The 12,034-nt window shown below is 55.5% G+C and carries 14 protein-coding genes and 1 pseudogene; 4 read left to right on the top strand and 11 right to left on the bottom strand.

Annotated elements, in window-relative coordinates:
- Positions 1-22 precede the first annotated feature (22 nt).
- On the bottom strand, positions 23-298 hold the full coding sequence (locus tag ACYJL1_RS17240) for a hypothetical protein (protein WP_460898167.1): 276 nt from the start codon (positions 296-298) through the stop codon (positions 23-25).
- 164 nt (positions 299-462) lie between these two features.
- Positions 463-1,578, bottom strand: a pseudogene (locus tag ACYJL1_RS17235) (RHE_PE00001 family protein); the annotation flags it as partial.
- A 288-nt stretch (positions 1,579-1,866) separates the two neighbouring features.
- Between ACYJL1_RS17235 and ACYJL1_RS17230 the strand changes: the two are divergent.
- Positions 1,867-2,778 carry a recombinase family protein gene (locus tag ACYJL1_RS17230; RefSeq protein WP_460898166.1) on the top strand — a complete coding sequence of 304 codons (912 nt, stop codon included), beginning with the start codon at positions 1,867-1,869 and terminating at the stop codon, positions 2,776-2,778.
- Here the strand turns inward: ACYJL1_RS17230 and ACYJL1_RS17225 are convergent.
- From ACYJL1_RS17225 to ACYJL1_RS17210, 4 genes are all read right to left on the bottom strand, one after another.
- Complete coding sequence (locus ACYJL1_RS17225) at positions 2,767-3,180, bottom strand: type II toxin-antitoxin system VapC family toxin (protein WP_460898165.1); 414 nt, start codon at positions 3,178-3,180, stop codon at positions 2,767-2,769. The genes ACYJL1_RS17230 and ACYJL1_RS17225 overlap by 12 nt on opposite strands.
- Positions 3,177-3,410, bottom strand: a complete 234-nt coding sequence (locus ACYJL1_RS17220; RefSeq protein ID WP_460898164.1) for an AbrB/MazE/SpoVT family DNA-binding domain-containing protein — start codon at positions 3,408-3,410, stop codon at positions 3,177-3,179. The genes ACYJL1_RS17225 and ACYJL1_RS17220 overlap by 4 nt, the downstream gene beginning before the upstream one ends.
- Before the next feature lie 330 nt (positions 3,411-3,740).
- Entirely contained in the window at positions 3,741-4,175 is a 435-nt protein-coding gene (locus ACYJL1_RS17215) for a type II toxin-antitoxin system VapC family toxin (protein ID WP_460898163.1), read from the bottom strand.
- Entirely contained in the window at positions 4,172-4,429 is a 258-nt protein-coding gene (locus ACYJL1_RS17210) for a type II toxin-antitoxin system VapB family antitoxin (RefSeq protein WP_460898162.1), read from the bottom strand. Before ACYJL1_RS17210 ends, ACYJL1_RS17215 begins: the two co-directional genes overlap by 4 nt.
- Before the next feature lie 173 nt (positions 4,430-4,602).
- On the opposite strand from ACYJL1_RS17210, the gene ACYJL1_RS17205 reads away from it, so the two are divergent.
- Genes ACYJL1_RS17205 through ACYJL1_RS17195 form a run of 3 tightly spaced genes read left to right on the top strand, consistent with a single transcriptional unit; the run spans position 4,603 to position 6,490 of the window.
- The gene (locus ACYJL1_RS17205; protein ID WP_460898161.1) at positions 4,603-5,124 is read left to right on the top strand and encodes a hypothetical protein; all 522 of its coding nucleotides are present in this window, start codon (positions 4,603-4,605) and stop codon (positions 5,122-5,124) included.
- The gene (locus ACYJL1_RS17200; RefSeq protein WP_460898160.1) at positions 5,124-6,278 is read left to right on the top strand and encodes a site-specific integrase; all 1,155 of its coding nucleotides are present in this window, start codon (positions 5,124-5,126) and stop codon (positions 6,276-6,278) included. The genes ACYJL1_RS17205 and ACYJL1_RS17200 overlap by 1 nt, the downstream gene beginning before the upstream one ends.
- The gene (locus tag ACYJL1_RS17195; RefSeq protein WP_460898159.1) at positions 6,275-6,490 is read left to right on the top strand and encodes a DNA invertase; all 216 of its coding nucleotides are present in this window, start codon (positions 6,275-6,277) and stop codon (positions 6,488-6,490) included. The genes ACYJL1_RS17200 and ACYJL1_RS17195 overlap by 4 nt, the downstream gene beginning before the upstream one ends.
- A 17-nt stretch (positions 6,491-6,507) precedes the next feature.
- On the opposite strand, the gene ACYJL1_RS17190 is transcribed toward ACYJL1_RS17195, so the two are convergent.
- The 5 genes from ACYJL1_RS17190 to repA form a co-directional block, all read right to left on the bottom strand.
- Positions 6,508-6,816 (bottom strand): helix-turn-helix domain-containing protein, encoded by a 309-nt coding sequence (locus ACYJL1_RS17190; protein WP_460898158.1) that lies wholly within the window; start codon positions 6,814-6,816, stop codon positions 6,508-6,510.
- A 395-nt stretch (positions 6,817-7,211) separates the two neighbouring features.
- Positions 7,212-8,252, bottom strand: a complete 1,041-nt coding sequence (gene ligD, locus ACYJL1_RS17185; RefSeq protein ID WP_460898157.1) for a non-homologous end-joining DNA ligase — start codon at positions 8,250-8,252, stop codon at positions 7,212-7,214.
- 64 nt (positions 8,253-8,316) lie between these two features.
- The gene (repC, locus tag ACYJL1_RS17180) at positions 8,317-9,537 is read right to left on the bottom strand and encodes a plasmid replication protein RepC (protein WP_460898156.1); all 1,221 of its coding nucleotides are present in this window, start codon (positions 9,535-9,537) and stop codon (positions 8,317-8,319) included.
- A gap of 161 nt (positions 9,538-9,698) precedes the next feature.
- Positions 9,699-10,688: a plasmid partitioning protein RepB gene (gene repB / locus ACYJL1_RS17175; protein WP_460898155.1), complete on the bottom strand. Its 990-nt coding sequence runs from the start codon at positions 10,686-10,688 to the stop codon at positions 9,699-9,701.
- 78 nt (positions 10,689-10,766) lie between these two features.
- The gene (repA, locus tag ACYJL1_RS17170; RefSeq protein ID WP_460898154.1) at positions 10,767-11,972 is read right to left on the bottom strand and encodes a plasmid partitioning protein RepA; all 1,206 of its coding nucleotides are present in this window, start codon (positions 11,970-11,972) and stop codon (positions 10,767-10,769) included.
- Between the last annotated feature and the right edge of the window lie 62 nt (positions 11,973-12,034).

Here is a 12,034-nt window from a genome sequence, read left to right as displayed (position 1 = left end):
ACCACAGCTCGCGTGCAGAGGTTTAAGCCAGCCCAACCCCGAACCGTTTCGGGGCCAGCATGTGAAGCCGGTCTTCTTCGTACGGCCAATAGACGAGGAAGGTAGCCTCTGGAAAATCCGCGGACGTACATTCAAGCTCGACGGGAGCACCTCGATGTATATCGACGCCATTCGCCTTAGCCTGAGTTCGCAACAGCTGCTCCAAGGCCGGCGGCACTTCGATCATGGCCATGTCTGCAAGCGGGAGACGTTGATCTATGAACGGATAAAGTCCGTCCGGCAGGTCAAAATCCATCATACTACCTCCCAAATTCATGACGACACTGGTTTCAACCTGGAGCGACAGAGAGTCAAGTCTAGCGTACATCAATAAGACGGCCCGCAAAACCTGCGAAACCTCCGACGCTCTCTTAAGTCTGGGTCAGGTGTTTCTACCACGGGCGCCGGTATCTGCCTACATGATCCCCACGCCCGAAACCGCCCCCTCCCCGTCATCTCCCACAACCCCAGCTCTTCTACGATCCGAAGCGCTGCCCGCGGGGTGATGGCGAGTTCATTCGCGATCATGCCGGCCGACACCAGCGGCCGCGAGAGCGCCAGCTCGATCAAACCCGGCAACTTTGAGGATGTGCGCTTCCGACCAGCCGCCGCTCCATCATTTTTCGCGACAGAGCCAGCCGGTCGTGCTCCTTCAGACCGAGCTCAGCGGCCGCCATGAAACCCTGTGTCATGGCGAGCAGCCGGGCCTCCCGGTCGCGATGGCGGCGGCGATCGACGGCGATAATTTTGAGCCCGACATTAAAGGCGGCCAGATGCGCTGCCGTCGTCAGCCCAGCATCACGCAGGATCGACGCTGCCAGAAGCCGACCAAGCCAGGGCACATGCTGCAGCACGCACAGCTCATTCCAGGCATCAAGGGCGAGCACCGCCTGCAGCATCGGTGGCAGGTCTTGCGTCTGCCGCAGCACGCCGCGCCATTCTTCCAGCCGCTCGTCCTCGTCCCAGTCGAGATCGTAAACTAGCGGATTCTTTTCCGCGGAACCGGTGCTACCGGGCCGCCTTGCCTGCTCGATCGCTGCGTTAGAGCGGGCGAGCAGCGCATCAATGGCGGCAAGTTCGGTGTCAAGCGTGTTTACACCATCTTCGACCTCTTCAACCTCCCCTCCTCCGAATAACTCATCGGCACCCGGCGCCGGCTCGCTCGCGCCCGCGATGCCACCAGATGCCTCCGTCGCAGCCTGGCCTCGTAGGCTGCGGAGACCGTCGGGCGACAGCGCCCAGCCGGGTGCCTGTGCGGCGATGCGCCGACGGGTTTTCAATACATCGCGGGCGATTGTCAGTTCATGCGTCGATGTGCGAATATCGCGCGTGGCGTTGTGGAGGACGAGGTCCTCGAGGTGGACCAACTCGCCGTCGATCCACAGCGAGGCACAGGCGTCGGCGAAATGCGAGCGTTCGACAAACCCTTTCGCTACCGGGAGACGGGCAATACGCTCGTCAAGCCCAGTCAAAGCGGTTGTTGCGCCGAAATCGGCCCCAGCAAGTTGAGATGGGCGATTTAGCAATATCGTAAGACATTGAAATTATGGTAAATACAGACTTAACGCGAATCTATCTAGCGAATAACTTCTGTTGTATAGAGTTCATGCTAACTCCGTTCTAACCATCGATAACTAGCCATTATCAATTGCCAGGCTGGGCTAGGCACCGTGCACTCTTCGTCGTGGAAACGCCTATTTCCTGAGGATCAGCCTATCTCGTTAGCCTCTCGAGCGATTCCGGACTCCATTATCGGCATTTTCAAACGACCGTTTTCTGATAACTTCCGATATTGTACAAACCGGCTTTTCTGCCTAGAATCGCGATATGAAACTCCAATCCAAGCCACGTCTTATCGGATATGCTCGTGTTTCCACGGAAGATCAGTTGAGCGATGCTCAGCTGATCGAATTGCGGGCAGCTGGCTGTCACATGGTTTTCGAAGAGCGGGGTTCTGGTGCTTCGCGCGCTCGGCCGGTTCTGGCAAAGTTGATACGTGAGATCGATGCAGGAGAAGTCCTGGTCGTTGTTCGTCTGGACCGCTTGGCTCGTTCTGTCAGCCATCTGCTGCAGGTAATCGAACAACTGGAAGACAAGGGTGCGCATTTCCGCTCGTTGAACGACCCGATTGATACCTCCACACCGCAGGGTATGTTCTCGTTGCAGGTACTGGGCGCGGTTGCGCAGTTGGAAAGAGCCTTGATTTCGGAGCGCACCAAAGCTGGTATCAAAGCCGCCAAAGGTCGTGGCAAACTTCCTGGCAATCCGGGTCTGCGCGCGCGGACACCCGAGGCCATTGCCAAAACATCACGGGCAAGAAAACGCGATCATCTCGCTGATCTGACCGCAACGATGGCCTCCTGGCTGCCGATTGTGCAGCGCATGCGTCCAAGCCACCCTTGGGAAGACGTGGCGAGAAGCCTCAATCGCGAACGCGGGCAGAAATGGTCGGTTGATCGCTTGCGGCGTTCGGTAAACCGCCTCGTGCATGAAGGTTTGGCTGATCCGGGATTGGTTAGCCCTGCCCGTCGCCGCTTGCCGGAGGACCGGCTGATGTCTCTGATCACCGGCATTGCCAACGCGAATCCGAACCTCACCTTGCGTGACATTGCCACCCAGCTTGAAGCGATGTACGAGCGCACGCCGCGGGGATCGGCAACCTGGACAGCCTCGTCGGTCAAGCATCTGCTCGATCGAGCAAAGAAGCTAGGCCTGGTCTCGATTTCTTCAAGCGATTGAAGTGTCTGGTGTAATTAGTGTCAGGGTCGGAAAATAAGTTCGGTATCGACTGGTATCGCGAGTTAACAGAGTAAATCCACTTATAGCGGCTTGTGCACCGATGAAGAAATCGGGAAGAACGCCGGTTCGCGAGCCTCCGGATTTGCGATACCGTGTAAATACCTTTCCGGCCAAGAATAGTGCAGCTCGGGGCATTGGCTGAATTTCGAGGCCTGCGGCGTCAATGAATGCGTCAAGTTCCTCAATGGTCTTATAACGCACTGCTAGCTCGGCGTAGACAATATCGTTAATCAGTAGTGGGCCGCGCAACGAAGCGGTTTCCAGTTGTGCAATCGACCAATCCGCCCAATTTGGGTCATCTGTAACAAGATCAAGCAGCACGTTCGTATCAATAAGGGTCATCCTTCACCGCGCGTGAGCGCCATGATCGCGTCCGTATTAAGCCCCTCCCCGGCATGACCACGCAGATTGTTAAATCGGCTCTTCGGCTGATGTCTGTCAGCACGAGTAATCACAACGCTTCCGTCGCTCGCTCTAAGAAAGTCGATTTTACTACCAGGTACGATTCCAAGGAAATCACGCACTGGCTTGGGAATGGTCACCTGGCCCTTTGTCGTCACGGTGGTTGTCATTTCTGCCTCGGTAATGATTGTTTTACAGAAGGTAATACTTTTGAGGCAAGCTTTCAAGTATTCTCCGTCCTGCTTCAACAGTAGACAATTGCCAATGCCAATCCAGATATCACCTTACGCGACATTGCAGCCCAGCTTGAAACGATATATGAGCGCCTACCGCGAGGATCGGCAACCTGGACAGCCTCGTCGGTCAAGCACCTGCTTGATAGGGCGAAGAGGCTTGGCCTCATAGCACGATAGCCTCGCATCCATAAGCAAGGCCGGAGGCAAGTGCCCGAAGAGTATTGTGGGGCCCTGCCGTGCCAGATGCTTGAGGGTTGCCACGTCTTAGTCGGTGAGCTGGTCGCGGCGATCGATCGGCGGCACTGCAGAGCCCGGGTGACATCGTATATCCGTTTTGGCGAAATCATTTCCCTTGAATAGCAGCGGCGCCTTGGCGATGGCTGCGACTGCATAAGAAAAGCAGTCGCCCATGTTAAGTGTGGCTGGATGGCGACCTTTACCGAAGCGGTCAAACGCTCGTTCCGCTTCACGATAATGCTTTTCGTCGAAAGCAATCGCGGTTACGTTCGGAAGCCGAACAAACTGATCGACAATGTCCGAAGCGTTTGGAAATCCTCTTCCTGTCAGCACCATTCGAGCCTCAAGCAGGGTCGGCCAGCCGATTGCAAGTGCCTCCCGACCCACCAGCGATATGAACCGTTCGGCCTCCGGCTCTCCCAAAGCCATCGCCAGAATGACCGACGTATCGACAGCGATCATCGTGGCAAACCATATTCGTCGTAGAAATCGTCATGCGCAGATGTCGTGCCGGTCGGCACAGCACACCGGCCCTGGGCCATCAAGTCCGATAGGACATCGATTGGCGTCCGGGCAGACTGTTGGCGCAATTCCAGATCGTAGCGCTCGAGCGCCTGCTCGACGAGCTTGTTGATTGGCTGACCGGTGCGGCGCGCCAGCGCATGGGCCAAGTCCCTCGCCTTAGTGCTGCGGACGGAGAGTTGTGGTTCAGACATCGGCTTTCCTCTATCGAAATCCCGCAAATATAGCGATTCCAGCCGCAGATGGCAAGGAAAACTCCAATAGATGGCTCACTATCGATAGTTTGCAGGTATCGATAGTGATTGATTTCACATGGCAAATCAGCAATTCTGCATCTTCGTGCCAATCACAACGAGGAAAACACACCATGCTGTCCTTTCACAATCGCCACGATCGGCCGTTGTTCAACGCCGTGCGCACTGATCTTGAGATACACGCAACCGTGCTCAGCTACATGCTTGCGGGCGCCTTGGCTTTCAGCCTGCTGTTGCGTCTCTTCCTGCCGTTGGACAAGGCTGTTGCAGTGGCGATGGTCTATATGCCTTCTTTAGCGGACGACACGAAGACATTACTCCTGTCGCTCCTATGGATATCGGTCGCTTTTGGCCTTATCCGGTTACATAGGACCCGGAGAATGGCACGGATCGCCGCCAATACTATAGCCGGAACAATCGTTGGCAGTGCCGCCCTTGCGCTCGGTATCAGTGTTGGTCTAGCAACGAGTGAAGCATTCTTGAAGAGCGTGGGTGGGGCGGCGAGCTCCAGCTGGCAGGACATCCTCGTGCTGGTCGCAACTGCGGCTTCGGCTATGCTTCTTGTGGCCGTCACTGTGCCCATGGTGCTGCTGATCGGGAATTTACCGATCGCCTACTACGGCGAAGAGCGCTGATGATGCCACCCGCCATGTCGATAACTGCCCGGGCCGAGGCGCTGGATGCCCTTGATGCCATCCTGCCGTTCGACCGCCGCGACCAACTCGCCGCAATCCTCACCGACGCCGATGTGGCGACGCTCAAGCATCTGGCCAGTGAAGGCATGGGCGACAACACCATGCGGGCGCTGGCATCCGACCTTGGCTATCTCGAGACCTGGTGTTTGGCCGTCACTGGCGGCCCCCTGCCCTGGCCGGCGCCGGAAAGTTTGTTGCTGAAATTCGTCGCCCACCATTTGTGGGATCCCGCCGAGCGCGAAAACAATCCGGAGCACGGCATGCCGCAAGACGTGACAGTTGCATTGCGGGCCAAAGGCATGCTGCGCAGCACCGGCCCGCATGCGCCGGGCACGGTGCGCAGGCGGCTGACCAGCTGGTCGATCCTGACACGCTGGCGCGGCTTGACCGGGTCGTTTTCGGCACCCTCCCTCAAAAGTGCGCTGCGGCTGGCTGTCCGCGCCAGCGCCCGGGCCCGTCAGCGCAAGAGCAAAAAGGCGGTGACGGCGGATGTGCTGGTCAAGCTGCTGGCTGCCTGTGCCGGCGACAGGCTGGTTGATGTGCGTGATCGTGCCCTGCTGCTGATGGCCTTCGCTTCCGGCGGCCGCCGCCGCTCCGAGGTCGCCGGACTGCGTATGGACAACCTCGTTGACGAGGCGCCGGTCCCCGCTGATCCGGCCAACAAGGATTCCCCTCCCCTGCCCTGCCTCGCCATCCATCTCGGCAGAACAAAAACCACCTCGGCCGATGATGACGAACAGGTGGTGTTGATTGGTCGGCCTGTTCTTGCATTGAAAGCCTGGATCAAGGCAGCCGGAATTGAGAACGGCGCTGTGTTCCGGCGCATCGATCAATGGGGCAATCTTGACCGGCGGGCGCTGACGCCGCAATCGATCAATCTCATCGTCAAAACACGCGCCAGGCAGGCGGGTCTCGATCCGGCAATGTTTTCGGCCCATGGGTTACGTTCCGGCTATCTGACGGAGGCGGCCAACTGCGGCATTCCGCTTGCGGAAGCTATGCAACAGTCATTGCACAAGTCCATGACGCAAGCGGCAGGCTACTACAACAATGCCGAGCGCAAAATGGGAAGAGCCGCCCGGATCATTGTTTGACCGCCTCTGGCGTTGGCGATGGGGAACATTTTCGGTTCGCGGCGCCCATCGGCATTGCCAATGCAAATCCGGACCTCACCTTGCGCGACATTGCAGCCCAGCTTGAAGCGATGTACGAGCGTACACCGCGAGGATCGGCAACCTGGACAGCCTCGTCGGTCAAGCACCTGCTTGATCGGGCAAAGAAGCTGGGATTGGTCTTGGATCGGTGATATGCGTTTCCGGCAATTTAGTCTGTCGCAAGCGCACGCATTACTGCTTCTGGTTCTTTTGCCATGACATGCAAAAGGGTTCTGGCTGCTCCCGAAGGCTGACGCGATCCTTGCTCCCATTTCTTGTAACCGGAAGGACTTGTACCCAAGGCAGCCGCCATTTCGTCCTGTGTGAGATTAAGCCGCTTTCGAACGGCTTTGGCATCAACGTTGGTAACATCCACTTTGTGGACGACAATACCCTTGACCTCCCGGCCTTGCGCATGTGAAAGCGCATCGGCCATGGACTGCATCAAATCGTTCGCAAATGTAGACTTTCTGTTCATTTCAAACTCCTTGCCGCCGCTTTAATCGCCTTGGCGAATGCGGCAACCGCAGATCGTTCATCCGCTGTCAAATCTGTCTTTGCATTCTTCGGGTATGCTAAAAGCGCATAAATTGGAGCCTCATCGCTATACCAGTAGTAAGTGACCCTGGCCCCACCGCTTTTCCCCTTCGCTTTCGCCCGAAACGAAATTTTCAAACACCTCCGCAACCGGGCATTTCATCACCCGCGAGAGGATTACCTACCAAGAATGCAATCAAATCCGCTCGCTCTTCGAGTGCGAATATCTCAGCAGCCTGTTTGATAAATAGGGGAGATCCACAAACTGTCTGCATTATTCTTCAGTAACCCATTGGGGTATATATTGCGTAGCGACCCATATTTGTCAAGTTGCATTCAAACTTCATAGACGGCAGCGTTATCCTGCAGTTCGCGCAGGCCCTTGTAGGACGCATGCCTGAGGTTGCCATCATGCGTCCACCCCCGGAACTCAATTTCCGCGATCAACGTCGGCAGGACGAATTGCACACCCTTTTCCTGGATCGGAACCTGCGGCTTGGTGGTCTTCAGCTTCTCCAGGTCCTTGCGAAGGGCCGTTGCCGTACGCTGGCTAAACCCGGTGCCAACACTGCCAACGTAAACGAGATCATGGCCTTTGTAGGCCGCGAGCAGGAGACGCCCAATCCCGCCACGGGCAAGGCTTGAAGGCTCCCAACCGATAATGAAGAAGCTTTCGCTTTGCGTGCATTTGATCTTGAGCCAGTCGCCGGTGCGGCCACTGCTGTAAGGACTGTCTCTCCGCTTGGCGATTATGCCTTCAAGACCGTGCCGACAGGCATCAGCAAGAAGACTATCGCCATCGCCTTCAATCGTTTCAGAATATTTTATGACGCCATCCGCTTTTCCGATCAGATCCTCAAGCAGATGTCGGCGTGACACCAGTTCCATGTCCCTGAGGTCATGGCCGTCGAAATAAAGCAGATCAAAGGCATAAAACGAGGCCTCCTCCGATATACGCTTGCCACCTCGACCGCCGAGCGATTGTTGCAAAAGGCCAAAGTCAGGCAGTCCATCGTCATCAAGAACAACTGCTTCACCGTCAAGAATGGCGATCGCCACCCCCAGGTTCCTTGCCGCTTCTGCAATTGCCGGAAAACGGTGGGTCCAGTCGTGCCCTCCCCGTGTCAGAATACGGATCCCTTTGGGTTCGATATGAATAGCAAGCCGGTAACCGTCCCATTTGACCTCAAACAGCCAGTCCGGACCTGTCGGCGGCCTTGTTTTGAGTAAAGCCAGACACGGCTCGACACGCTCCGGCATGGGATCAAGTGACAGTTGCGGCTGCGCCGGATCACGACGCTTGCGCGGTGTGCTCTGCAAGGGACGCTCTGTTTCACGAAGCAGCGGTCGAGAAGACTGACGAGGAGTTTTTGCCATGAAGATATTTCATGCAGAGATTGGTTAAAGAGTCGAGTCCTCAAGCATTTTACCCCGAACCAGATCATTTCGGCACCATCTGCAGATGCGTTCCGGTCGAACGAAGAGCAGCCATCAGCATAGGACCAACAGAGAACTCCCCTGCCCTCGCCTTTTCGGTCAATGCCCGCAGATATCCGCCCGCCGAATTTATAGTTTCGGCGCGCTGCAGCATGCAGGCGATGACAATGGCCGTGTTTTCCTGTCCCAGAACATCCAGAGCATCCTCGTAGGCCGAGGGCGATATGCCGAGATAGCCCCGCACCTGCGCCGCCGTCATCAGCAGCTCACGCCAGCTGCCAATACCGCTAACCGCATAATCAGCAATTTCGGGGCAGGCTTTCATCACCAAACCCAAAGGATAGGTGTTTGTAACATTCTCAACCCCCTCCCCTTTCTGGACAGGTTCAGGTTTTGCTCCTTGGTCTTTTCTAAAGCCAGGTTCAAGGTTAGATGTAGAGTCGGGTTTTGAATTCTGTTGCTGCGTCTCATTACGGGACTCATTGCCGCTCATATTTTCAGTATTAATATGATCTTCCAGTAAGTTAGCCACTTCTTCATGCAGTGCAGCCAGATCGCCGAGGATCGGTTCCAGGACGCCAAGGCTGGCTTTGCGCGGAAGGGCGCCGACGAGAGCACGGAAACGCTCCCAGATGGTTCCCCAGTCCCCAGGCACGGCTTCAGTGACCGCAACTTCAATTAGTTTGGCAATATCGCGCCTGTGGAGCGTTATTCTCTCTCTCACCAGCCTCAGAGCCATGGATGCGGCCCGAACGCTCTCTGCGGCCTGCTGTAGCTCTTCTGCGCGCACGAGCAGTGGTGCGAGGGAGAAGCCGAATGCATCCGTGATCTCCCCACCCCTGTCCTTGCGGGAATAACGTTTGCCGTTGGGACTGTCCTTGCGGGTGATCAAACCACATTCGAGCAACGCCCCAAGGTGCCTGCGAAGTGTTGCCGGCGCCATACCATGGGCGCGTAACGACAGCTGGGCGTTTGATGGAAAGACAATCAATCCGTTTTCATCCGAGAGCTCGTTGTCCGGTAGAAACGACAGCAAGGCGTTCAGGACGGCCAGTGACCGATCACCAACCCCGATAATTTCCTTGCCTTCACACAGCCAGCGATACACCTGCCACTTGTCGGCAACTTTTCCTGCTTCAATTTCCTGGGCACAGGCCTGCGCTTTCATCTGGCCAAGCGACATCGGCCGCCGCCCAAAGGGCGTCGTTATAAGATTTCCAAGCATCTCCGTTCACCTTTCAATAAGGCAAAAGATTTCCGCTCGCCAAAACGACGTCAAAGACTCTTGACTATGATTCGGGGAAGTGCGATTCTCAACTTGCTACAGATCGAGAAGGGCTTCCACGACGGCGACGTTTGGGGGCCTTTTTCTTTTGCTGTCTTCCGTTACTCCTGCTCCATCTTTTGGAACTCTTGATAGAATTGCTCTAGATTCTCCGACAGGTAAGCTCCAAAGCGGGATGCGTTCTTTGCCTTGAGCGCCAAGGTAAAGCCTTTTCCCGTATCCTTTGTCGCAACTTTCACAGCGTTGCCCGCAAGCGACCAAGCCTTTTCAGCAGGCTTGGCTATGGCCGTTTTTTTACCCTTTGCCTTTTTCGTCAGTTCATCGAGCAACAAAGGGAAACGCTGGTCGAAATCGATAGCAGCAAACGCGTCACTTCGAATCAGATTTGATGCTTGCGCGGATTTGTCAGGCAATTGGACGAGCTTCTTAAGTTCCTCCCACCGATCTCTCCCGACACCTCTTGCCGCGCCTAGCGCATTCAGAACATCTTCAGGTACCTGCTCTACGACGGAGAGCATTCTGGAAAGCAGAGTATCGTCGATTGTCAGTGCGCTCTTGACCGTTTCCTTATCCATTCCGGAGACGGTGAGTTTTCTTGCAAAAAGCGCCTTCTCGATAAAGGTCAGATCCGAGCGCGCCGTATTCTCCTGTCCCTGTGCGATAACGTGGGCAATATCTTCTATTGGCTTGACGACAGCTCTAACAGCAATCCCCAACTGGCGGGCTGCGCGAGCGCGACGGTGACCGTATACAATGATAAAGCGTCCGGAAATGTCCGGGTGAGGTCGTACCAGGATGGGTGAGGACTGACCTGCCTGCTCGATGGCCGAGACCAATGCGGAAAAATCTTCGTCATTACTGGTAATGCGATCAGCAAACGGTGATGCTTCCAGTACCTCAGGATCAAGTGAAACGATAGTCTCGCCGTCAAGCACACGCATTGAGTTCTCAGCCATCTCATCAAGAGATTGCATCATCGAACGCGTTGCCCCCCGCCGGGCATAATCAGCTCTGCTTACCGACGGGCTGTTTTGAGGTTGTGAATCACTAACGGTAGACGCGATATTGGCCAAAAGGTGTTTTCTAGCCATTTGCACCCTCCATTTTTGTAAATAATCCTCTGATTTTCAAAGCTTTTTCGCTATTCTGCACGGCTGTCAAGAAAGTGGTCATTTTCTCCCCCATGCCTTGTGGATAAGCGCGACGATCTCACTGTTGACTGCGTTGAGAGATTCGATGGCGCGATCATAGGTCGTTCTTGTGAACTGGCTCCGCTCAACCTCGTAAAGCGTCTGTTTAGTTATGCCAGCATCCGAAATTGCAGTGGATTTAACCATCTGGTTATTGAGCATCCGCTTATTGAACATGGCCTGCATGAACCCAACCATTTGCGCTTGTGGTCCATCCATCGGTTCATATCGTGTCACGAGATATCGGAACCACTTCAGCCGCACCTTTGCGCCCGCACCTTTGATTGATTGCAAGATGCCCCCCAACATGAGCAGGAACTGGCTCATGGACATGATGTCGAGCATCTGCGGATGGACTGTAATAAGAACTGACGTCGAAGCAGTTAATGCTGTCAGCGTTAGGTAACCGAGCTGGGGAGGGCAATCGATAACAATAACGTCATAGCGATCATCCACCTCTTGGAGTGCCTTGGAAATCCGGGTGAAAAACATGCGCCCTTCTGGAGAGTTCTTGTTTGACGCAGCTAGTGGAGTCTCATACTCGTATTCCTGGAGTTCGAGGTTCGCGGGCACAATATCAAGCCCTGGAAAATTCGTACTCTGAATTACGTCCTTTATAGATTTACGTTGATCATCGTAGCGTAGTGCCTCGAACAGCGATGGGTTCTTGTCGAGTTCAGGCTGAATTCCATGAAGAGCCGACAAGGACGCTTGCGGATCAAGATCTATCGCAAGAACGCGGTGACCTGTGAGAGCCAAATACTGGGCCAGATGCGCGGCCGTGGTCGTCTTCCCGCTACCCCCTTTAAAATTCACAACGGAGACTACCTGCAAGCCTTCGGTGCCGCGACGGTGGGGAACATAACGCTTGAAATCGGTGCGGCCGTACCTATCGAGGAAGGCACGCAGCTCCATCATCTGCGCTGCTGTGTACGAACGGCGTCCGGACTGTGATACGAGCGGCTCTGGGCCTTTTCCCTCAAGATGCAGTTTCTTAATATGGTTTTGTGTTACCCCGAGAAACTCGGCAACCTCCGCTGAAGAAAAAAGGCGCAGGCCTTTCTCGGCGTCCGGTGGATATTGCTCAATGCGCAGCATATTCAGCTTGTCGGAGATGAGTTCGCCCTGCTGGAGGATCTCCTCGTCGAAGTCTATGTCCAAATCGAAGGTCTGCGCCACGTTCATTTCACCGCTCTATCCAAGAATAACGCTTTTCCGGCTCCATGCGAGTGGAAAGCGTGATTAGT

Source organism: Phyllobacterium sp. K27 (assembly GCF_054796155.1).
The sequence above is the reverse complement of the archived record's forward strand: the minus strand, read 5'-3'. Positions and strand labels throughout refer to the sequence as shown.

Bases quoted from the DNA above. Each gene is read 5' to 3' on its own strand.
- ligD (WP_460898157.1), bottom strand. From the start codon at position 8,252: ATGGCAAAAACTCCTCGTCAGTCTTCTCGACCGCTGCTTCGTGAAACA.
- repB (WP_460898155.1), bottom strand. From the start codon at position 10,688: ATGGCTAGAAAACACCTTTTGGCCAATATCGCGTCTACCGTTAGTGAT.
- repA (WP_460898154.1), bottom strand. From the start codon at position 11,972: ATGAACGTGGCGCAGACCTTCGATTTGGACATAGACTTCGACGAGGAG.
- ACYJL1_RS17205 (WP_460898161.1), top strand. From the start codon at position 4,603: ATGCTGTCCTTTCACAATCGCCACGATCGGCCGTTGTTCAACGCCGTG.
- repC (WP_460898156.1), bottom strand. From the start codon at position 9,537: ATGCTTGGAAATCTTATAACGACGCCCTTTGGGCGGCGGCCGATGTCG.
- ACYJL1_RS17200 (WP_460898160.1), top strand. From the start codon at position 5,124: ATGATGCCACCCGCCATGTCGATAACTGCCCGGGCCGAGGCGCTGGAT.
- ACYJL1_RS17220 (WP_460898164.1), bottom strand. From the start codon at position 3,410: ATGACAACCACCGTGACGACAAAGGGCCAGGTGACCATTCCCAAGCCA.
- ACYJL1_RS17215 (WP_460898163.1), bottom strand. From the start codon at position 4,175: ATGATCGCTGTCGATACGTCGGTCATTCTGGCGATGGCTTTGGGAGAG.
- ACYJL1_RS17240 (WP_460898167.1), bottom strand. From the start codon at position 298: ATGATGGATTTTGACCTGCCGGACGGACTTTATCCGTTCATAGATCAA.
- ACYJL1_RS17225 (WP_460898165.1), bottom strand. From the start codon at position 3,180: ATGACCCTTATTGATACGAACGTGCTGCTTGATCTTGTTACAGATGAC.
- ACYJL1_RS17190 (WP_460898158.1), bottom strand. From the start codon at position 6,816: ATGAACAGAAAGTCTACATTTGCGAACGATTTGATGCAGTCCATGGCC.
- ACYJL1_RS17210 (WP_460898162.1), bottom strand. From the start codon at position 4,429: ATGTCTGAACCACAACTCTCCGTCCGCAGCACTAAGGCGAGGGACTTG.
- ACYJL1_RS17230 (WP_460898166.1), top strand. From the start codon at position 1,867: ATGAAACTCCAATCCAAGCCACGTCTTATCGGATATGCTCGTGTTTCC.